General features: G+C 52.8%; 19 protein-coding genes and 3 pseudogenes. 11 read left to right on the top strand and 11 right to left on the bottom strand.

Annotated elements, in window-relative coordinates:
• Positions 1-278 precede the first annotated feature (278 nt).
• The gene (locus AB1E33_RS25005) at positions 279-500 is read left to right on the top strand and encodes an FmdB family zinc ribbon protein (RefSeq protein ID WP_372579952.1); all 222 of its coding nucleotides are present in this window, start codon (positions 279-281) and stop codon (positions 498-500) included.
• Between the two features lie 241 nt (positions 501-741).
• Here the strand turns inward: AB1E33_RS25005 and AB1E33_RS25000 are convergent.
• Positions 742-1,443: pseudogene (locus AB1E33_RS25000) on the bottom strand (IS6 family transposase).
• A gap of 521 nt (positions 1,444-1,964) precedes the next feature.
• Between AB1E33_RS25000 and AB1E33_RS24995 the strand changes: the two are divergent.
• Together AB1E33_RS24995 and AB1E33_RS24990 are read left to right on the top strand one after the other, a co-directional pair.
• The gene (locus AB1E33_RS24995; protein ID WP_372579951.1) at positions 1,965-2,204 is read left to right on the top strand and encodes a hypothetical protein; all 240 of its coding nucleotides are present in this window, start codon (positions 1,965-1,967) and stop codon (positions 2,202-2,204) included.
• Positions 2,201-3,670, top strand: coding sequence for a flavin-containing monooxygenase (locus AB1E33_RS24990; protein WP_372579950.1), 1,470 nt, complete (start codon positions 2,201-2,203; stop codon positions 3,668-3,670). The genes AB1E33_RS24995 and AB1E33_RS24990 overlap by 4 nt, the downstream gene beginning before the upstream one ends.
• Positions 3,671-3,743: 73 nt before the next feature.
• On the opposite strand, the gene AB1E33_RS24985 is transcribed toward AB1E33_RS24990, so the two are convergent.
• Together AB1E33_RS24985 and AB1E33_RS24980 are read right to left on the bottom strand one after the other, a co-directional pair.
• A complete protein-coding gene (locus AB1E33_RS24985; protein ID WP_372579968.1) occupies positions 3,744-4,703 on the bottom strand; it encodes an IS5 family transposase in 960 nt (319 codons plus the stop codon).
• Positions 4,704-5,465: 762 nt separating this feature from the next.
• Positions 5,466-5,933 carry a hypothetical protein gene (locus tag AB1E33_RS24980; protein WP_372579949.1) on the bottom strand — a complete coding sequence of 156 codons (468 nt, stop codon included), beginning with the start codon at positions 5,931-5,933 and terminating at the stop codon, positions 5,466-5,468.
• 542 nt (positions 5,934-6,475) lie between these two features.
• Between AB1E33_RS24980 and AB1E33_RS24975 the strand changes: the two genes are divergently transcribed.
• The 4 genes from AB1E33_RS24975 (at position 6,476) to AB1E33_RS24960 (ending at position 11,225) form a co-directional block, all read left to right on the top strand.
• Positions 6,476-8,140, top strand: coding sequence for a hypothetical protein (locus tag AB1E33_RS24975; protein ID WP_372579948.1), 1,665 nt, complete (start codon positions 6,476-6,478; stop codon positions 8,138-8,140).
• 457 nt (positions 8,141-8,597) lie between these two features.
• Positions 8,598-9,224: a hypothetical protein gene (locus AB1E33_RS24970; RefSeq protein ID WP_372579947.1), complete on the top strand. Its 627-nt coding sequence runs from the start codon at positions 8,598-8,600 to the stop codon at positions 9,222-9,224.
• 338 nt (positions 9,225-9,562) lie between these two features.
• A complete protein-coding gene (locus AB1E33_RS24965) occupies positions 9,563-10,057 on the top strand; it encodes a GNAT family N-acetyltransferase (RefSeq protein WP_372579946.1) in 495 nt (164 codons plus the stop codon).
• Positions 10,058-10,904: 847 nt separating this feature from the next.
• Positions 10,905-11,225 carry a hypothetical protein gene (locus AB1E33_RS24960; RefSeq protein ID WP_372579945.1) on the top strand — a complete coding sequence of 107 codons (321 nt, stop codon included), beginning with the start codon at positions 10,905-10,907 and terminating at the stop codon, positions 11,223-11,225.
• A gap of 75 nt (positions 11,226-11,300) precedes the next feature.
• Here AB1E33_RS24960 and AB1E33_RS24955 read toward each other — a convergent pair.
• The 4 genes and pseudogenes from AB1E33_RS24955 to AB1E33_RS24940 form a co-directional block, all read right to left on the bottom strand.
• Positions 11,301-11,534, bottom strand: a pseudogene (locus AB1E33_RS24955) (transposase); the annotation flags it as partial.
• A gap of 14 nt (positions 11,535-11,548) precedes the next feature.
• Positions 11,549-11,842: pseudogene (locus AB1E33_RS24950) on the bottom strand (transposase); the annotation flags it as partial.
• 216 nt (positions 11,843-12,058) lie between these two features.
• Positions 12,059-12,727, bottom strand: coding sequence for a DUF3732 domain-containing protein (locus AB1E33_RS24945; protein ID WP_372579944.1), 669 nt, complete (start codon positions 12,725-12,727; stop codon positions 12,059-12,061).
• A gap of 515 nt (positions 12,728-13,242) precedes the next feature.
• Positions 13,243-13,554, bottom strand: a complete 312-nt coding sequence (locus AB1E33_RS24940; RefSeq protein WP_372579943.1) for a hypothetical protein — start codon at positions 13,552-13,554, stop codon at positions 13,243-13,245.
• A 358-nt stretch (positions 13,555-13,912) separates the two neighbouring features.
• Between AB1E33_RS24940 and AB1E33_RS24935 the strand changes: the two genes are divergently transcribed.
• The gene (locus AB1E33_RS24935; protein ID WP_372579942.1) at positions 13,913-14,479 is read left to right on the top strand and encodes a hypothetical protein; all 567 of its coding nucleotides are present in this window, start codon (positions 13,913-13,915) and stop codon (positions 14,477-14,479) included.
• A 155-nt stretch (positions 14,480-14,634) separates the two neighbouring features.
• Here AB1E33_RS24935 and AB1E33_RS24930 read toward each other — a convergent pair whose 3' ends face one another.
• Both AB1E33_RS24930 and AB1E33_RS24925 read right to left on the bottom strand, forming a co-directional pair.
• Positions 14,635-15,171 (bottom strand): hypothetical protein, encoded by a 537-nt coding sequence (locus AB1E33_RS24930; RefSeq protein ID WP_372579941.1) that lies wholly within the window; start codon positions 15,169-15,171, stop codon positions 14,635-14,637.
• Positions 15,172-15,725: 554 nt separating this feature from the next.
• Positions 15,726-16,055 carry a hypothetical protein gene (locus tag AB1E33_RS24925; RefSeq protein ID WP_372579940.1) on the bottom strand — a complete coding sequence of 110 codons (330 nt, stop codon included), beginning with the start codon at positions 16,053-16,055 and terminating at the stop codon, positions 15,726-15,728.
• 659 nt (positions 16,056-16,714) lie between these two features.
• Here AB1E33_RS24925 and AB1E33_RS24920 point away from each other — a divergent pair.
• Entirely contained in the window at positions 16,715-17,548 is an 834-nt protein-coding gene (locus AB1E33_RS24920) for a CE1 family esterase (RefSeq protein ID WP_372579939.1), read from the top strand.
• 85 nt (positions 17,549-17,633) lie between these two features.
• Here the strand turns inward: AB1E33_RS24920 and AB1E33_RS24915 are convergent, their stop codons facing one another.
• On the bottom strand, positions 17,634-17,936 hold the full coding sequence (locus AB1E33_RS24915) for a hypothetical protein (protein ID WP_372579938.1): 303 nt from the start codon (positions 17,934-17,936) through the stop codon (positions 17,634-17,636).
• The gene (locus tag AB1E33_RS24910; RefSeq protein ID WP_372579937.1) at positions 17,933-18,316 is read right to left on the bottom strand and encodes a DUF6714 family protein; all 384 of its coding nucleotides are present in this window, start codon (positions 18,314-18,316) and stop codon (positions 17,933-17,935) included. The genes AB1E33_RS24915 and AB1E33_RS24910 overlap by 4 nt, the downstream gene beginning before the upstream one ends.
• 330 nt (positions 18,317-18,646) lie before the next feature.
• On the opposite strand from AB1E33_RS24910, the gene AB1E33_RS24905 reads away from it, so the two are divergent.
• Both AB1E33_RS24905 and AB1E33_RS24900 read left to right on the top strand, forming a co-directional pair.
• Entirely contained in the window at positions 18,647-19,126 is a 480-nt protein-coding gene (locus AB1E33_RS24905; RefSeq protein ID WP_372579936.1) for a GFA family protein, read from the top strand.
• Positions 19,123-20,817, top strand: coding sequence for an adenylate/guanylate cyclase domain-containing protein (locus AB1E33_RS24900; protein ID WP_372579935.1), 1,695 nt, complete (start codon positions 19,123-19,125; stop codon positions 20,815-20,817). The genes AB1E33_RS24905 and AB1E33_RS24900 overlap by 4 nt, the downstream gene beginning before the upstream one ends.
• The last annotated feature ends 223 nt before the right edge of the window (positions 20,818-21,040 follow it).

Here is a 21,040-nt window from a genome sequence, read left to right as displayed (position 1 = left end):
ACACCTAAAGGGCGTGCCGGTGGTTTCAATGTCGTTACCGTTCTGGGATAGCATCGACACTAGCTAAGGATGTAATTAGCAAGTGTGGCTCGCGCATGGCAGGTTTGTGGTGGCGGGATGATAAAAGGTGCGTGGCTGCGGTTTCGCTCTTTTCTGAGCTAAGCCCGCTAATCTTGCTAATCGACTGAGGCACAAGATCCGCAGCATTGACCCATTGCAGTTTGCTCTCAATATGGAACCACCAGACGGTAACATTTCTACCTGAGTCGGAGACCCCCATGGCGAAGAAGAGAAACCGCATCACGTTCCAATGCACAGAATGCGGGCACCCGGTTGGTATGAGCGAACTCAACCCGCCGAAGGACGACGAGGTGATATCGTGCCACGGCTGCGGTCATGAGTTCGGCACCTATGGCGAGGTGAAGGGCGCTGTGATCGAGATGGCCAGGGATGAAATCGACACTGTGATTGAACAGACGTTTGGCAAGAGACCCGGCTGAGAAAAACAGGTGTAAACCAGATCAACCCATCTGGTAGCGTAACCTTGCCCCCGCTTGGGGGTAGAGGGTACCTGAAGCATTCGAAAACATAGGCTGAGGCTGCGTGTCCCGGTTAATGGGTTTCCGACCGCTCCCCCGGCTGTCCTTTTGTGATTCCGCGCAGCCTCACAAGCGCAGTGATGCCCGACAGGGCGTTGTCACGTTAACTCGCAATCCACATAGAGATGCTGTTTCTCGGACTTCAAGCAGCTTGAGTGGCGGCATTCCAGGCGTCAAAGGCCTCGAGGCGGTGATATCGGATTGTTAAGGCGGAGCGGCGGCGAGCGGGGACGCTGAAGCAATTGCGGATTGCTGAGTGGGTCGCCACGAACCTTTGCAACCCTCCCGGAGAGCGATGGCCATGCATCGTCCTTTCCCGCTTTCGGAAAGGGAGATGACTGTTTTCAGCTCAATTGTTGAGACCTTTGTGCGACCAATGATCCAACCCCGGCGCGATCTCTCGCTTAGCGACGTCATACGAGCGTAGTTTGTCTGTGATGATCCGCTTGGGAATGAAACCAAGACGCTTGATCAGGCGGCGCAACAGCCGTTTTGCCGCCCGTTTGTTGCGTTTTGGATGGAGGATTTCGACCAGCACGACGCCGTGCTGATCGACTGCGCGCCAAAGCCAATACTTGCGACCTGAGATTCTCACGGCAACTTCATCCAGATGCCAGACACCACCTGAACGGTTCAGTCTCTGCCGCAGGTTTCGAGCTACCGCCGGCCCGAATTTGATGACCCAACGCCGGACCGTTTCTTAGGACACATCGATCCCGCGCTGCAGCAGCATCTCTTCAACTTCCCGCAGGCTCAGATTGAAGCGAACGTACAGCCACACCGCGTTCGCGATGATCTGAGGAGGAAATCGGTGGCGCTTGTAGCAGATTGATGATGACTTCATCGATGTCACCTACGTCCAATTGCTGACATGAGCAACCGAACGGCAGTTAACGTGACAACACCGATCAAACAGGTCTTTGAGGTGTTCAACGTGGCATTGAAGGTGTTGTCTAATCGCACGGCTCGCGTTTAATACTTTGAGTACACTTTAACGTCCTCGCCGGGACGTGAGCACAGCCATTCCGCTGAAGGTGTTGCACCGCTGGATCAGCTCAGTGCGTCGTCTACATTTGGAAGGCTCCCCTCGCGAAGCTCCATCATGCGGCGACCGATGTCGACCGCGAAGACAACCATGCACCAGGCAACCGATCTTCAAAGTGTAAGAAAAACTTGATCCGAGCCGTGCGATTAGACAACACCTTCAAAGCCCGAGTGGACAAACTAAGAATTTGAACAGGTTCTCAGGGGGTATGACGGCCGCAACGACTTCGACGCCGTCTGTGATTTCCAAAGCACTATTGGCCGCCTTGCTATCTAAAACTGTGATTTCGTGATATCCTGATATCGCCTTGGGGGGCTATTATGGGCGATTTCTTTTGGATTGGAACAGCAATCGGCGCAGCCATAGGACTGCTCAATATGCTGTTCATTTTGAGTTCTCGCCTCAGTCAGACCGGGTTGAACCAAACCAAAACAATTTGGCAAGGCCTTTGGGTTTGGGTGCTTTGGACTGTTTCCGGTGCCTATGTTCTGGCGCTCTGGCTTCTGGGCGTCGTTCTCTTGGGCTTATCGCGAATTTTGCGACGGGGAATTGAGGCATGATAGTGGGGGAAGTCAAAACCGCCGCTATCATTGGTGCGGGGGTGTCTGGGCTTGCTACTGCAAAATGCCTGACGAGGGTTGGCATCCACTGCAAGGTTTTTGATCGCAACCCGTACCTAGGTGGCGTCTGGGCGGATGGCTACCACGATTTTGGCGTTCAGGTGCAAAAGGATCTGTACGAATTCCCGGATTTTCCGCTGTCCGAAGAAGCGTCTCATTTCACTCCGGGGCCGGTCTTTCGGGAGTATCTGGAGGACTATTGCGATCATTTCGGTATACGAGAGTGCCTACGATTAGGCACCCGCGTCACCATGATTGAGCGCAAAGGTGACCGGTGGTTACTTGAGGTTGATGGTTCCGAAAATTCTGAAAGTATTGAGACCGATTTCGTTGTGGTTGCAGCCGGGCTCTATTCAGAGACGCCAAATGTTCCGAACATTCCCAAACGTGAAGATTTTGGAGGAGAAGTCCTTCACGCGAGCGAAATCAAAGACATATCGCAACTCAAAGACCGTCGTGTCGCTGTAATCGGTTACGGAAAAAGTGCCACAGATATAGCGGGTTCGGCTGTGGGTGTCGCGGAAAAGGTTCACCTCGTTTTCCGAACCGCACACTGGCCTGTACCGCGCAAATTGCTGGGTGTTCTTCCCTTCAAATGGGGAATGCTTACACGTCTTGTTGCAGCCCTGATCCCTCCGTATGTCAGGCCCAGCCCAATCGTGCGCGCTATCCACTCAATAGGATATCCGTTGCCCTGGCTGTTCTGGCGTGTCGTAGAACTGCTGCTCAGTACCCAGCAACGATTGCGAATGCAAATCGCGCGTGGTGAGACCCTGATGCCTGAGACGCCTGTCGAATTCGACGCGTTTACGGAAGTGACCATGGTTCCACGTCCGGAGCTCATCAACTCTATCCGGTCAGGTAAGATTTCTGCGCATCGAACAGGTGTGAGTGCATTCTCTTCCAACGGGATCGACCTTGCAGACGGGGATTTTCTCGAGGTTGATTGCGTGGTCTTCGGCACAGGCTGGAAGACCGGCTACCCATATCTACCGAAGTCGATACTCAACTCTTTGGATGATGGGCCGGATGGGTTCTATTTATACCGCCATGTCCTGCACCCCACGGTGTCAAACCTTGCATTCGTGGGTCGGGCGTCCTCCTTCATGAGTGTGACGACCTTCGCGCTTCAGGCCAAATGGCTTGCGGAAGTCGTTGCAGGTCGTGTGCTCCTACCGGATGCTGAGGCCATGCAAAGCGATATCGATGCGCTCAAGTCCTGGAAACAATCTTGGATGCCAGAAGGACCAGCACGTTCCGCCACACTTCTGCTTCACATGTGCCACTATCACGATGAACTCCTACTCGACATGAGTGCGGACCCGCTTCGCAAACGCGGTTTCCTTGCGCCGATTTCTGAACTGATTGTGCCTTATTGTGCGGCCGACTTTCGAGACGTGGTTTGAGCGATTTTTACGCGAAGCCCGGCTGTGTTGCATGGATCAGGACTGAGGCGGATTTGCCCCTTACCCCATCACTTCAGACGACACGCTCATACGCCGCACGACCGAGAGAAGTCATGCGGTTGAGCGCCTTTGACGCGATTTTCGCTTCAGCGATCTGACTGTCGAAATCACGCGCTTGCAGGCGATCGCCGATAGCTTGTTTCCATCTGCCGATCTGGGCTTCGACCCGTGATCGCTCGTTGTATCCCGTCTTCGTTTGCCAGTTCATTCTGCCATTTTGAGCGATGACATCGATATGGTGGTTGCGTTGTGCGTTCTTGCCGTGAACCGCGTTTTTCGGCGGAGGAATAATGATCTCAACCCCGTGTCCGAACTTCTCAATCAGGCAGTCTGCCACTCCTTGGCCGTCATAGGCACCATCCGCCAGAAACCGGCTCACATCGTCATCAATGTCAGTGAGCAAAGCTGACAGTGCCGTTTCATCGCCCACATGTTCAGTGGTCAACTCCGTCGCGGTGATTTTGCCCGTTACCGGATCGAGGGCGATGTGGAGCTTGCGCCATGTTTTGCGGGCTTTCCTGGTGGGGTGCTTTTCTTCATGCCAGCCGTTGTCGCCGCGCACTTTCAGACCCGTGCTGTCCACAATGAGGGTGATCGGCTTACTTGCAGCTCGCCGGTTTTGGGCGATCCTCAGCCCCTTGCCGCGTCGCGACAAGGTCGAGAAATCCGGTACCACGAGGTCCATGCCCATCAGCCTGGCAATAGACCGCATGAAACCCTGAGTTTGCCTGAACGGAAGTCGAAACACGACCCGCAGCGTGAGGCAAATCTCGATTGCCAGATCGGAATAACGTGCCTGACCGCCGCGCGTCTTGCGACGTGGCGAAGCCCAGTTCTTCACCACATCGTCAGAAACCCAGATCGTCACGTCACCTCGACGCCGGAGACTTTCGTTGTATTCCGAGCAGTTCGTGACCCGGTACTTAGCTTTGGGGAACTTGTCGCGACGGGCATCATTGAATTTGTATGGCAGCTACCGTCGCTTTCGTCAGAGAAAACGCTGGAAGTACCGCGGCAGATCGATCCATGCAACACGCCCAGTTTGCGGGATATTTCGTTGAAAAACTCTACATCAGAACGAGGGAAGTTTCGGGGGGCAGGTCATAGCAATTGCCGTGCTGAAGCCATTGGTTCTGGATCTTGATAGCCTATAGCAGGAATCGCTTTCCTCACATCCACCAACACGATGGAGTGCATCAACGACACCGCTACTGAATTCATCGAGAGTCTCACCCGAATCTCGGTATTGTCTACACACCAACTCAGCGAAGTCGTCAGATGATGCGGGTGAAGCAGCAATCAAAGTAACAAGAGAAACCAAACCTACAAGACTTAAGCCATTCATTCCAGAACACTCACTCCGTTTCTTGGGTTTCGTACCCAGTTTTGGCAAGTTGGGGCCATCTCTAGTGGATTGTTTGGTTTGTTTCCATTGGGATATTCCCATCGTTGTTGAGGGGCGGCTTTGTCCGCACAGCCGACCGTGGCGCTTCCCGACCTGCTCGATGTCCGAGCGAAAGCGTCGGATGACCGCTCTGAGCCCATTCTTTCAGATTGAATGGGAAAAATTTGAAGCATCCAACCTGACGACTGGAATGCCGAGCCAGCTCAAACTAACAGTGTTTTCCATCACGGCAACTTCGTATCAAAAATTGCGAATTTGAAGATTCCCCTGTTTGGCGTTATCCAAAAGGAACTCAGTGCACCATTAAGGCTTACAACGGTTTTTCCAGACCTAAAGAAATACACTGCCGAACTCGACGGTGTGCCCAGCTTTTCCCCCCAACACATTCGTCTCCCAGATATCAGTCGCTTCATTTAGTGCTACTAATTGATTGAATATCTCTGGGCTGTCTTTCAGGATTAGACAGTTGCTGGAATCTCCACAACTTCGTAAATCTTTGAGGAAATCCGAGATTGGCTTTGGCGCAACATCCAGAGCGAGGACATTCCTTGCTGGCAAGGGGCGGTACGAGGTCTCAATGTTCCTCACTCCGAAATAGACGACCCCATCAGAACTTCTTGCCTCTAATTCAAAGTGGGGATTGCACTCTATTCTATTCGATGCGTAATTTCCAATCTCCCAGAGCACTGCGCATGATGGCTTTCTCTGGTCCGAAAACTCTGGAAAATCGACATCTGCCGGAGCGCTCATCGGCGCCATTGATGCTACGAGGAAAGTAACTGCTATGAGTATTAACACTGAGCGCTTCCGTTCCATTGTTGGACTGGCCTGAGGCTTACTCTACAGATGGTCAAGGTCCGCTTCGAGCCCAACCTGTGAATTAAGTTTCTTCACAGAGCGCGCTCGCAGCATAGATATTGCTGCACGCGCGTCATTTCCAGTGCCGCAGCGCGGCGCAATAGCCAGCCAATCGTGCCGGTTGCAGCGAAATTTTGTGAGGCAATGAGCAAGACGCGGACAAAGTGAGCTTTCACTGGGCAGCGCGGAGGGTCGCTTTTCGGCGAAAAGGATCAAGTGTGGCTAATCTATTTTCGGAGGCTGAAGTTCCTTTGGAAACACTGCTGGCAAGTTCGCGATCCTCACATAAGGCCTCATATAAAGGATGAATGACAAGTCAAACCTTTCAAAATACTGCCGAACTAAATTTGCTCGAAGAGCTTCGACCTCGTAATTATCTGTTTTTGGTAAGGTTTTTGGAAAATATGTGGAAGCTGCCACGATTTGGTCAGATTCAATTCGCATGATGCTAACGGTCTTAGCTTCTTGGTTCTGGCATGCTCATGAGATTCGTACTTACATTTATTAGCGTTTTTCTGTTTTCCACACAGCTTCATGCAAAATCGCCCGATTACGTTTCACGGGAAGATCTGCGTGGTCTTGTCTATGCTCGGGAATTTAGTGCTGTCGAGTCCGCATTAGAGGCTGCTCAAAGCGGGCTGGAAAGCGGAGTGATTACCGAAGACGACGTTCGAACCTTATATGGTATCTTTGCCGTCACACATCCCAAAGTCATCAGCTTTACCGAAGACTGGCTCGATGCGCGGCCACAGTCACCTTACGCGCAGATTGCGCGTACATGGGTTCTATTTCGTGCTGGTTGGATCGTTCGCGGCGACAGATATGCGAACGAGACGCATCCTGATGCGCTGCAAACGCATTATGACCTGCATGGGAAGGCGCTTAACTTGGCGCGGGCGGCTTATGAACAAAATGAGATGTTGGTCGCTGCGTCGGACGCGATCATCCTTTTATCGAATACGGGTGGCGACAAGGATTATTCATTTCAGGTGTTTGAGGAAACAATGAGTCAAATGCCGAACTGGGGGACGTTGACCCGGGCTTTCTCGTTCGGCCACCCTGGTTACGGCGGTTCCTATCAGATCGGTGAGATGCTCTGCGATCACTTTGCCCCGATGGTCGATCTTGATGGCAAAGATGCTGCACGATACTGCAAAATCCAGCTCCTGGTCGAGCAACGTAATTTCCAGGACTGGCCTTACATGGCATTGACCCTGATGGAAGATCTTGGTGAAGATCCTTCGCTGGACCGCTACCGTTTTTTAGCACAACTCAACAACCACCCAATGACCCCTGCGCAAGCCGACGCAGTTCGCGATCACGTCGAAGAACACGGCCTGTCTTCACTCTACTGGGCGGAATACTACGACAGGAGCGTGGCTCGACTCCACAATTTCGAACCACAGACGGAAAAGGTTCTGGCCGAAGAAAAAGAACGCGCACGTGCGGCGCTGGAAAACGACCCTTACAATCCCCATCTGCTCGACACGTTGATCCGTCAGTCCCACACAGTGACCCTAATGGAAATCCCTTACGGTGATGAAATCATCGAGCAAGCAATGATTACACCAATAAAGGATTCTCCCAGTCCCGAAGACAGATTGGCCTATTTGCAGCGTAAAGTTGCGATAGCGCCTTATGATCCGAAAAATTGGACCAAGTTGGCAGATGAATTGAAAAACCAGAGCGCAGCGGTGGAAAACGCGGGTGCCGATCTGTTAAGGTGGGACGGGTATACGCAGAATGCGATCTATTTCGGGCTACACAGGATGGAGTATCTTGAAAACTACGCTCGCAACAAATTAGAGCAATACGCACAGCTCTTTGAAATTCGAGGGCTGGCACGAGAATTTAGCGGCTGGGACAAGGCGCTGCGCGAAATCGATGAGAACTCAGATTTGATTTGTCCGATCGTACGGGTTGGATTGCTTTTGGAATTTGCGCAGGAACACGGGGACCGTGCCTCTCAGTTGGCGCCAAAATTTCAAGCTGTTATCGACGTTTTGACAGAAGACGTCGCTCAAAATAGTGCGTGCCCCGGGCTGCTCGACGCTGACTTGGAGGATTTGGTGTTTGATTTTGTCCCTTTGGACGTTCTGGGACAACAAAGCCCGTTTGCAGAAGGACCGTATTGGGGCAATCCATAACGAAGTGTATTTAACGTCGCGTTTTGCCTTTGACGGTTCTTTTTAACCAAAACATAGCAAGGCGTTCTCCCTAGGGGAGAGGTCGGGCGCTGCGTGGCGGTGCTGGAAGGCTTGTTTCCGGGCCACAGGTGCAATTTTCGAACTTCGGGTTTGTCCGCTCCGTGCTTGTCTGTCGTGCGGGCACCGAAGAGTCGGTTTAGAATTTGGCTCCAATCGAGCGTTTGAATGACCGCAAACTGGAATCTTGCTGCGTCGCCGCAGAACGTGCGCTGCGCGTGCGAGGAAATACTGCGTCCGCGAAGGCTCAAAATCGAATGACGGCATTGTCCGCAGAGCCGACCTCCGTTCCTTAGTTGGACTGGTCTGGGGGGACTCTACCAATGGTCAAGGTCGGCTTCGAGCCCAGACCTACACCAAGGGGTAGCCTAAAACTGAAGTTCAAAGTAAGAACGGCCAAATGCAAGACATCACCATACAAAGCTTTCATCATGCCGAGATGGGCGAAATCCTTGATCCCAACGAAAAATTGCTTTGGTCGGGTACGCCGGGCTATGGGCGGCGATTTCTAGAGGCCGTCGGTGATGAACGGAAAATTCACATTGCTGCTCTTGTGGGTGTTGTCGTTATGTGGAGCACAGTGTTTTTTATTGATGCTGAAGCGCGATTTGGACGCAACGAAGCTATCTGGATTTACAGTGCGGCCACCCTCATGTTCCTTGTTGGGTCGATGTTCTTAGCAAGCGAACGTCAATATGTTCTATATAACCTTGTTTACTTTGTTACTGACAGCCGCGCTATCATATGTCGTCGTGGGAGAAACTGGCGGCTGGGTGTAAGGTTGTACGTGGTTTCTTGTCCTCATTCTACAACGTATCCATATTCGCTGATTTCCAGTCACCCATATCCATCATTGCAAATCGGGACATTGTTGTCAGTTAATCTGGTGCAGCCATTCGGGTTGGGACTTTCTCACCCAGGTCACTCATTTCTACGGGATCGTACCACCTCAATGGTGACCTTCGACTACATACCAAATGCGCAGGCTTTGTTAGAGATTATTCAATCTAATTCAATTGAAAAGTAAATGGGGCATTGCGCTTCTGTCATTGAAACGGTCATCTGCAATGTTCTGGCCAACGGCAGCAATGTCCGGAGGCTGTGTGAAAACTCTGACCGGTCGGCGAATTTTGCCGAAAACACCCTTTATGTGCATTCCCTCGCGCTTCTGAGAGAGCATTTACACAGGCGCTGAAAACGAGCACGACGAGAGAGATCATGGGCCAGTGTTTTCACACACCCTCTCCGCACTGCCGCCGTTGATCACGTCGCGATAGGCTGTAAGCCCTACCGAAACCATCAGATGACTGCTCTGAGCCCAAAGTGCACTTTGATACTCCCATCACTGCAACGTAGAATATGGCCATGGCAGGTATCCGACCATTAAGACCCGATGACTTCGAGGAGGTCATAAAAATCTGGCATGACGGCTGGCACAATGCGCACGCGAACATCGTTCCCAAGGGCGCTTTGCGGTATCGAACTATCGAGTGTTTTTGGTCCTGGCTTCACTGTTCATCCGACAAGCTTCATGTCGCGGTCGATGACAGGGTTCTTGGGTTCGTATCGACGCAAGGTTCAGAACTCGTGAAATTATATGTCGGTCCTAATGCGCGAGGGTCAGGGATAGCGACCGAATTGTTATCCTATGGAGAAACTGAGATTCTTAAGCAGGGCATTGCAGAAGCAGTGCTGTTTTGTACTGCCGGGAATACTCGTGCTCAGCGTTTCTATGATCGAGAAGGCTGGACTTTGACCAAGACGTTCGCTGATAGGCTCTGGCTGCCTGATGGCGTTTCTGGCGAGTTTGTTGTGGACACACATCAGTACAGCAAACAGGTGGATGGAAGGTCCGCTTAGCCCCGCACAGCCAAACTTAGTTCCATTGTTGGACTGGACTGGGAATTACTCTACAGGTGGTCAAGGTGCCTGAGCCCAGAGTTTCACGCAAAGCGTTACCGTTTGCTACGGTGGCATCAGGCTGCTGGCAGCCCGAAGCGGACTAAGAGCCACGAGAACGGAACCGGTTGCCGCACTTGCAATCTGTGTGTCTCGACTTCCCTAGAGCGGACCTTCGAGCTGCAAAAATCAAATCTTTACGATCAATGACTGCTCTGAGCCCTACTTGTTGGTTGACCATACTGCAGCCAAATGATTGAACTTTGTGGTCAGAGCTTGTCAGATAGGTTCGCCTTGGAGTGTTTTGATCCCTATTCGTGGCCGATGGGCTTCTTTTTGTTGGGTGCGTCCTTGACGGCATACTGCATTGCAAAACATAACAGATTTAGGCTGAAAGATGCGCTTCTTGCAGCGGTTAGCATCAAGAAATTCAAGAGAAGCCTACTCATTAACGCATTGACTGGTCTCACGATTTTGGTGCCGCTTGGCTTTTTCGCGTGGGAAATAACTACTTGCCCTCTTTAGGTGCCAATGTCCCCTTCGTCCCGCTAGGCCGACCTCTGGCGCGCTGGGAGGCCATTGATGCCTGACAGAAGTTGTCAGATGACGGCTGTGAGCCCTCATTGCAAAGAACTGCGACATCAGCCAACGTCAGCCGTAAGTTAAAATTAGGTAGCTTTGGTTGGAGAGTTCAAAATTGATTTCATCGAATGGCCTTATGACGCTAGCGCTAGCGGTAATCTTGGCGATTATCGCTGGGTGTGCGAGAATCCCTGATGCAGATGTAGCTTTCTTAAACAGACAGGTCTTGATCGGCACAGACGCTTCGATGGCTCAAGCCAGCATCGAAAAGCGAGGTTTTTCGAAGATTGAAACACGCGCGTTCCCAAGAAATAGAATTAATGTTGAAACCCAGAGCCTTGAACAAGAGCCCCCAACTTTTGAACAAGTCGTCAAACAAAACCTCGGATTTGTTGACATTGAGGGAAACCCGAGTGGAAAACTCGCCTGCTTCGCACATGGGTACTCTCGTTTCATTGCTTCAGGCGAACGCCTGATCTGCTTTACTTCCAACAATGCGGGCCAAATCACATGGCGGCAAGCAGGATGGAGAGGTGTTGTACTTTAAGACAATCACGGTATTGCCGATAGACAAACCTTCTGCCAAGCAAGACTTGTGAGCGTCCGCATTGTCCCTGTGGTTTCAACGGATCGCTGCAACACAGGCCTCAAATTTCTCTGCTGGTGTTAGGTATTGCAAGGTCTTTCGAGGCCGCTCGTTGAGTTGGCGGGCTACGGCGCTGAGTTTGGCTTGACTAAAGCCCGATATATCAATGCCTTTGGGAAAGTATTGTCTGAGAAGGCGATTGGTATTTTCATTGCTGCCGCGTTTGGGGTGATCTTTAGCCCCTTGCCACGTCGCGACAGGGTCGAGAAATCCGGCACCACAAGGTCAATGCCCATTAACCTGGCAATCGATCGCATAAAACCCTGAGTTTGCCTGAGCGGAAGTCGAAACACGACCCGTAGAGTGAGACAGATCTCGATTGCCAAATCAGAATAACGCAACTGGCCACCGCGTGTCTTGCGGCGTGGTGATCTCCACTTCTCCACTACATCTTCAGAAACCCAGACCGTCACGTCACCGCGGCGCCGGAGACTTTCGTTGTAATCCGAGCAGTTCGTGACCCGGAACTTTGCTTTGGGAAACTTGTCGCGACGGGCATCATTGAATTTGTGGGGCATCGACCGTCACTCACGTCGCAGAAAACGCTGGGAATACTCTGAGCGACCGATCCGTGCAACACAGTCCCTGACGTGTTGCCAGGTTCACAGCCGCGCAAAACGGCTAAACGAGTTTACTGCACATCCTCACCCCCAACTGTCAAGAGATCGGAATAATACGAATTCTTTGAATATCTTGGTGTAAGGCAATCGCTGGACAGTTCATCCCTATTCGACTTAGCTTCTAGCGGGCCAATCTTCCGGAATGAGCTTTACACCGGATTGCTTTGTCCACCGCTCCCGAGTTGCTTTGACATACCTTGCGTCGCTTTCGATGTAGGCGTGCTCAATCAAAATAACTTGTAGGCCAGAACGGCTACCAGTTTCATCAAACAAAAAGTTAACGATTTTCTTCATAGCTGCTCGATCACCATCTGCCTCTATGTCATCCAGGCCCTTCTCATCTCCCTCTCCTTCTGGGTAGTACGGACGGCTGATTTGGTCGATTACCAACACGCCGGGTACGGGCGCTTGAATGGTTTCAAAGTGCTTTTGTAGTGCAAAGTTGAGAGAAAGGTGAATGGACAGATAGTTTTGATCTGATCCAATTTCAGCGAGTGAAAGCACGGAGCGCTGCGCTGGTTCGATCAACGAAAGCTTAGGCGCAGCCGAAAATAGCACTCTCGATTGGGTTGCAGGTACCTCGGTCGGGAGTTCGGACAACATCCCCGAAGCGTATGTTGAGATCATGTTTTCAGCATCCCTCAACCGGTCCCGCTTGGCCTGCGGATCGACCTTGTCTTGAAGTTCTGAGATTTGGTCTCTGATGGGCTGCAAATCCACCACAGGAGCGTCAAAGTCATCCGCTGTCGTTTCCAAAAACTGGCTGGCTCTGCCCACGATCATCGCACGGGCTTGCACGAACGTTGCGGCCCTACTCGCCGCTTCGGTTTGGGCGCGTCAAATGTACTCTTCTTGCCAATTGTAGCATCTGGTCCCGCAAACTCGGTTTCGACGGCTTTCCGTCGCAAATTCCGTCGCAAAGGACCGCCAATAGGAGGTCGCCAGCTACAGAAACGCCTCAAAGATTGTCGAGGCGATTGGCTATGTAGCGTGGCACATGAATTCGGCAACGCTGGCAGGGTCGAGACCGTCGGTACAGGCCTGGCCTGCAAACAATTCGGGCGGGGCAGCCAGTCTTACTCGCAGCCAAACCATCTACAAGAACGTCGCGGGAGATGGTCTTTTGTTTCGATGCGACCTAGCAGAGTATCCATTGATTTCAGTTGCACCTGCTTTTGCCAGGCGAGGTTGAAGACCTCGCGGTGAAACTCACTTCGTCGATCAAGCCCCCGGAGGTCACAAGCAATCTGACCGCGTTGGCGGCAGAACGGAGGCGGGTGCGCCCTCTGGTTTGCGGGTTAGGGTTTATTGCTTGTGATCCAGCGAGACATGAGCCCGCGGTCGCGAAAGCATTCGTCCGGAACAGCGCTTCTCTTGATCCGGGCAATACGTTCGGCAAAAGCCACCTGTTTCGAGCTCGGGCGCCTGTCTCCTTCGGCGACGGGATCGTTCAGCTGGGCATCGATCCAGCGGCTCATCTCGCGCCGGTCCTGCTGAATCTCCCAGGGCAAGACGGCGCCTCTTTCGACTGCAATCCTGCGGGCGTAGGCGATCTGTTTTGGGGTGGGTGGCAGGATTTGTGTTGGGTTGTCTGTGGCGAGATCGGACATCGGTATCCCCTTCTGGCAACGTACTCTGAACATAAGCCAATGGCGGTCTCCGATCAATCATGTTGTGTTCGAAGGCGAACAGACGCCTATATGTAGTATCTGCACTCTGCGATCGAGGCGAGTCAGAAAGGAAAAGAAGGCTTCACTCAGTGTGGCTGACCCCACGACTTGATCATCCATACGACCGTAATTTCGCACAGCGTTGGAGGCCCAGGATATCCAATGAGTGAATGATGTGTGAGCAAGGAGCCGGAGGTCAGCTCGAAGAGCGGGTAGGTAAGTTGGTTTGCGTATCAGACGTGTGATATTACTGCGCCATCGCGCCGCCCACACACCATTTCCTTAGGAGGTATACGATATGCGTCCTCTCTGCTTTGCATCATTGATAGCCTTGGCCACGCCGGTAGCAAGTCAGCCCGTCGACCCGGATAATTGCGGCCAGTGCGCCGGGTCTGATTTTCTCGATCAGTGCCTTATGCAGAGCTGGGAGGCCTCCCATAACGGACCGGCGGCCTGGATGCGCGCCCGAGGGATTCCTTTCACCGTTACCAGCGAGTCCGCATACATCGTTACCTTTCATCCCGACGGTGAATTCGTGATAGAGCCCTACACCTACACCTACTCTGTCAGCGCAGCAGGCCATACGGCCACCGGTGATGGCGAAACCACGGGTGGTCGCGGGTGTTGGTCGACTGTCAGTCCCAATACCCTGAACCTCTGTCACGTTGGTGATGGGCCCAAGATCAGTGCCACTGTGCGGATGCCAACAGGGCAAATCATCAACAACAACAATTCAATGTTTCAGAAGTCGACATCGGCCTGGCGATATTTCTGCGAAGAGAACGGCGAACTGACGCTCGACATAGCCACAAGTCCTAGCATGGGTGCCATGAGTGTGCGTATGCACCGTCGTCCACAACCTTGATATGTCTGCGCAGCTATTCCTCCAATCCCCGGCCGATCCGCATCTTCAATTGGCAAGGGGTCAGGAGTCAGTTCGAAAACGAGTATTCGCGCGGAGCGGCCACCATGCGGCCGGGTACAAGGTCCGCTTCGAGCCCGAACGGCTACGCCACCATCTCAGCGAAGGCGCTGGTAGATTACGCCTCTTAATTCGTCTGAACTAAGGGCGTTCAGACCGACAATGTCCATAGAAAGTGCCAATGCAACTGCGTTTCCGGCACATAGTTTCCCGACTTCTACGCCAGTTAAGCCTAGGTTTGTGGCGACCCAAAAAACAACTTGTCCATCGGTCATTTCTACCCGGTCGATGTAACAATCTACAGGTTCAATTTCTCTGGACTGAAGCAGTTGTCGCAATCCATCTGGGTCGGTCGGGAGAAACTCCTCCTTGGCGCTCTCACCATATACTAGGTCACCAATCGCATAAATTATCACCACCTGATTGGCAAGGTTTGGAGAATGACGCTCTAGCGCGTTAGTAATTGAATCGACGTACTTTTTTACTTCGGGCGAATCCACTCGGCCACCGATATATAAGTCTCCGAACTGTTCGTAAGCCTTTTCGGTTCCGGCAATGCTCACGCTCGAGAGCAACAGGAACGCTGCCAACCATATCGAAAGTACCCCGCCTTTTCTCAATAGACTGCCCTCCATGTAACCATCTCGCAGAAAAACGCTCGCAAATGTGCTTTGCCGCGCATTGCCGCAGGCCCCGCTAAACGACGTGCTTTCTCTTTCGATACCAGCGCCCCGAGAATGCACTAACAGAAACGAGGTTCAAGGCAGAAAGCCAAGGATTTCCTGCACGCGTTGAAGAAGTCGTGTGCTTGAGATGCCAATCTTTGAAGTGCGGAATGCCCGCTTTGTCCGGAGGGTGTGTGAAAACTCTGACCATCCGGCGGAATACGCCGGAAACACCCTTTATGTGCGCTCTCTCGCGCTACTGGGAGAGATTTTGCACAGGTGCTGAAAACGAGCGCGACGAGAGAGCTCATGGGCCGGAGTTTTCACACAGCCTCTCCGCTTAGCCGCCGTCGATTCCGTCCGGGCAGGCCGCAAGCTTGACCAAAAGCGTCGGATGACCGCTCTGAGCCCCAAAGTGTCGCTGTACAGGTTTGCTCAAATCGATTTAGCCCCGTGCAAGCGATTTGGCCTTAACTAACTATCGAGGCAACCGGGGGCGATTTCAGCTTTAGTCCGCCAAGCAGTCATTTGCCGTGGGCTTTACAAACAAAACCACGTGTGACGCTGACGCGGCTTACATCGAGCAAAGCCCAATAGCCGCTTTCGACTAAGCTTCCGTCTGCAAGCATCACGAAAATCATAACGCTAGCGCCGCGCTCGCCAAAGCTTTCAGACCTGTGGCACGCAGAAATGCCGTTTCGTTGGTCATTGCACTTGAGCTTCCAAGAGCGCTCGATGTCGTGGTCATCCCAGGTAAAGACGCCCTGATCACCGGTAATGCTGAAAGTGTGATTTGGCCTGTCAGGATGAGTGCAGGTCATCTCCAAAGCTACTGCTGCCGAATTAACTAGCATCAGAGTGGCTGCCGGTAGAACTATCCGTTGCAAAGCTGACATGCGTCGATTGTGCCTCGCTACCGTTCCACCTTGCAAGCTTCCCAAAATTGAAGAGCCGTGAATAGCATTGGCCTTTGCTTTGAAAGGCAGATTCGTCCGCTGACCGTCGATTTAGCAGTCAGAATGCTGCGCTAAACACGAAGGTCCGGTTTAGGGAATGCCCTTGGGCGTATTTTCGTCGCTTCGAATGTACGGTTTGGGCCGTGTTACGGCAGAGAACCTTCAATCAGCCATCTCGCGACACCGGCAGAATTGTCCGAATATCTCCTGGGCGCCAGTTTCAATATTCTCCAGGAATCGGGCTCAACCTTGGACAGCTTCCGCTGGCTTGAAATCAGAGCAGCTCAACCGCAACACTCCGAGAGTTTGCCCGTCACGACACAATTGCTATTCGGAGCCGTGTCTCAGGATATGGTGCAAAATCAGTTGCTGGGGCTTTTGGAGCGTCGGATGCTGACCTATTAGTTCATTTGCGAGGCGTGAAGCCAAGCCATAAAACCAGCATAGATTTGCATTCCGCATATTGTAGAGACAGGAGCGCAGAATCCTGTACCAACTCCGTGTCAGTAGAGTCGGTGCTGTATTATGGTATCGTCAGGCATTGGAGGCGAACAGATATGATCCAAAGGGTAACAGCCTTTTTGTCTATGCTTTTGACTTCCGGGCAGGCCATTGCGCTTGACTGCGGCGAAGTAACCAAACCCTGCAAATTAGACACTGGTGAGTACCATATCGCCCTTCCAGATGAATGGCGGGGCGGGCCAGTCGTAGTACACTTGCATGGTTATGGCGGGTCCGGAGCAAAGGTACTTAAGAATAAGCAGTTCGTCGAAGCATTCACCGCGCGGGGCTACGCGTTTGTGGCGCCGACCGCTCTGCCATGGCTGGAAGGCAAACCCGCTGATTGGTCGGTTCGGGATGGGTGGATTACCTATCCCCGCTCTGATGTCAGGTTTCTCCGTGATGTGCTGGCGGATGTCGTGATCCGTGCAGACGTGGATCCGGAACAGGTGCTGCTGACAGGGTTCTCCCGAGGCGGCTCGATGGTGTGGGAAGTTGCGTGCCTCGCACCAGATATGGCGCGTGGCTATGCCCCTGCTTCCGGTGGCTTCTGGCTCCCAATGACCCAAGAGTGCCTCGGGCCAGTTCACATGCTTCACACACACGGTTTCACTGACAAGGTTGTGCCGCTTGAGGGCAGATCAATACATAATGAAGAATTTGAGATCACCATTACTCAGGCCGATATCTGGGAGGGTCTTGCGTTATGGCGCCGTCGAAACGAATGCCAACACAACGCGGCAGAAAACGATGTGACAGCCAATCTCTGGCGCAAACGGTGGGAATGCGAACAGGGTAGTCTTGAGCTCATTTTGCACAACGGCGGGCACGGCTACCCAAAAGAATGGGGCACGATGGCGCTCGACTGGCTCGAAAGCATGGAAAATTGACGAACCAACGAAATCACAACGGTCGTGTCAGTTCAGCCAAAAGTAGCCCGTTGGCTCTGAGACACACCGTGCTGGGTAAATCGCACTAATCCTTAAAGAAAATTGCCCAGATAGCGGCGATGATGACGCCGATGCCGGCGACGAGCACCAATGCGATAACGCTGAAGAACAAACGCGGTTGACTGGAGCGACGGACAATCGAAGTATTAATTCTTATCTGGCCTCTAACCAAACCATCCGCTGCCATCAATATTGCAAAAAGGCCAAGTGACAGCGCACTGGATCCCCCCCATAGCCGTTGCCATTGCTCATCCTCAGTCAATGCCAACGGCAAACCGGTTACGACAAAAAGCGCTGCGAAGAGCCACATCAAATATGTAAAAATCATCGCCCCGGTGACCACACGCCTTGTTCAATCCAGTAATTGACCAATGCGGCTTCCGCAAACTCACCGAGATCGGGGTGGTCGCTGAAATAGTACAAGAACCTCAACACAACCTCGCTCTGTGCAAGCGTTAATTGGTTGAACTTGGACTTCCTGAACGCGTGCAGCATTTCTTTCGATGTGCCGGGGTCAAGTGCCAGAAGAATGCTTTCACTGGCATATTCCGGGCTGTCCGAATTTCGCAGAGTCCAAATCAGATATGCGGGCAAGTAGTACTGAAAGGCTTTGGCGCTGAAAGCCGTGGGGGCAGCGTAATTGTATATGATCATTTGATCGGTCATCTCGTGCCATTTGACCCCGCCGTAGAATTCAAGAATATCCACGTCATCCATACATTCGGGGTGAAGAAGTTCACCATCAGCAGGTGGATCAAGGCCGTCAAATGCAGCAATGATCCGGGTTGCAAGATCTTCGGTTGTTGTCGCTACCTTTGGCATGGTGACATATTAAACTGGCTGAAACCCCGAAATCGAGTGATTGCGATGGACACCGGACAAAGGCTCTTTCAGGATATCGTTCGAAGTTCAGCAGCGGAGATGAAGAAGCCACTTTGGGGCAGCACAATAGGGATGTATGTGTAGAAATGTATTGAGGAAGTCGGGTGTCCCTAGTGTGTTACAAAGAGCGCCCTTGATCGATTTGGGAAAAAGATGATGAGCGGCGTTTCTGAAACCTACCAAGGAATCTGCTACTGCGGCGCATGTAGTGTTTCTACCACCGGTAAGCCGATGATCATGGCTTATTGTCATTGCCACTCTTGTAGAAAGTGGCATTCAGCGCCGGTCAATGCTTGGTGTCTCTGGTCGGCAGACAAGGTCTCATTGTCAGGGCCGACGGTTCAATCGGACAAGAATGATGAGAGCCATCGTGTTTCCTGTGGTAAATGCGGTGGTGCATTGGTGAATATCAAACCTGGTAAGGACATCGTCGCGGTTTACGCGATGTCGCTGGCCGAATCCGATTTGAGCTTTGAGCCGACCTTTCACATCTTCTATGGCGAACGTGTTTTCGACATGGCCGATGGCCTGCCAAAGTGGAAGACGGTTCCGACATCGTTTGGTGGGGATGGGGTCGTTGTGCCCGAACCGGACAAAACCGGTTGGATTCCATTGAACCCGCGAGCCCAAGGGTGAAACGCAAACTCACTTCGATCTTGGCAGCCGACATTGTAGGCTTTTCGCTGCTTGTGGAATCCGCCGAGGAAGCCACGCTCGCGCGTCAGAAAGAACTGCGCCTATCCGTGCTCGACCCCGGCATCGAGCAGGCTGGGGGTAAGATCATTAAGTCGACCGGCGATGGATTTCTGGCCGAGTTTTCAAGCGTGGTGGAAGCGGTGCGGTTCGCGATTTCGGCACAAGAAGCGATGCGCGCAGAGGAAGAATCCGTGCCTCAAGATCGGCAGATCAGTTACCGCATGGGCGTTCATCTGGGCGACGTGGTTGTCGATGACGGCGACATTTATGGCGACGGTGTGAATCTCGCGGCTCGCTTAGAAGGCGCAGCCCCGACCGGCGGGATCTGCATCTCCGCTGCCGTCCGTGACCAGATCGTTGGCGTAATGGACGGGCTGTTCACGGATGTGGGCGAGTTGACGCTTAAGAACATCTCGCGCCCGATCCGCGCCTTTGTCTGGCCTCCCGACCATGGCGGTGCATTGAACAGTGTCACCACGCCGTCCATCGGGGTTACATCCAAAAAACCAACGATAGCCCTCGCCGCATTCGAAACCCTTGGCAACAATGACGATGCCAAGATGCTGGCCGAAGCTTGCAATCACACGGTAGAGGCGGCGCTTGCCAATCTTACAGGGTTGGATCTGATCGCACTCGAGGCGGGCCCGGACCATATCGCCACGGCGGTGTTTCATGCCTCCGGCAATCAGGTCCGCGCCACCCTTAAGCTGCGCGAGACGGGTACATCGGCAACCTATCTGACCCAGCGGATGAACGGTGATCTTTCCGACCCCTTCTTGGCAGAAGATCTGTTGTCAGGGGAAATCGCGACAACCATCCGATACGGGATTCTGCAACGAATTGCTGAGCGCGCGGCTGAGACAGAGACAAACGATCCTGAGGCAATGCTGAACCTTGCAGGGCATTACATGATGGGATCGCAGCCTGAAGAATGGGAGGCGGCGGGACGTCTGCTGGACAGGATCCTGACGGTCCAGCCACGCAATTTTATGGCCGTTGGGATGAAGGCGAACACGTTGATCGGCGAATTGGTATGGGGTTACCGTCCGATACGCACGGAGGATATCGAAGCGGCCGACGCCGGGTTGAGCAAGGCGGTGTCGTTGAATGACCAAAGCGACTACGTGCACCTGATCCGGGGGATTTTTCATTACGGTATTACCGGCGATTTGGATGCAGCGGTGCGGTGTGTTGAACGTGGGTTCGAAATAAGTCCGCAGTTTGCCCAGGGGCATATGGTACTTGGCTGGATCCAGAACTTGATGGGCCAACCAGAGCTTGCGCTGAAGTCTATCAAAAAGGGCTCGTTTTCTCTGGCCAAGAACCGGATATATCACCGTGTCCCACAAGCGTTAGCCCAGACCTATCTGATTATGGGTGATTTCGAGAATGCCATCGCCAACGCCAATCGAGCGCTGCAAAACTCGCCGGGATTACCAGTCGCTCAATTGTATCTTGCCAGCGCGGCTGGTCAGGCTGGTCTATCTGATCAAGGAGAAAGGGCGCGGGATGCCTTATTGGCGTCCGATCCGGACTTCCGGATTAGTGGCGTGCGCCGGTTCCATTTTCAGGACCCCACGCGGTGGGACGCAATTCTGGATGGGCTTCGTGCAGTGGGGTTGCCTGAATAGATTCTCAGACGAGGGGGAACTCAACTGAACGCGCACACCGCGCGAACTCGCTCGTTTTGATGCCACTTTGAACGACGGCATTCAGATCGCGTCCCGTGCTCATGCCAGCGAAGAGGAACTGCGCAGCATCGCGCGGATGGCGGGGGACACTTTTTTACCAACCTACGGGAACCCAAGGCCCAGGATGATCCTGTAACGGAGCTTCAGAATAAGAACCACCATT

It is taken from the genome of Ruegeria hyattellae (assembly GCF_041537925.1).
In the GTDB taxonomy this organism is placed as follows: domain Bacteria; phylum Pseudomonadota; class Alphaproteobacteria; order Rhodobacterales; family Rhodobacteraceae; genus Ruegeria_C.
The sequence above is the reverse complement of the archived record's forward strand: the minus strand, read 5'-3'. Positions and strand labels throughout refer to the sequence as shown.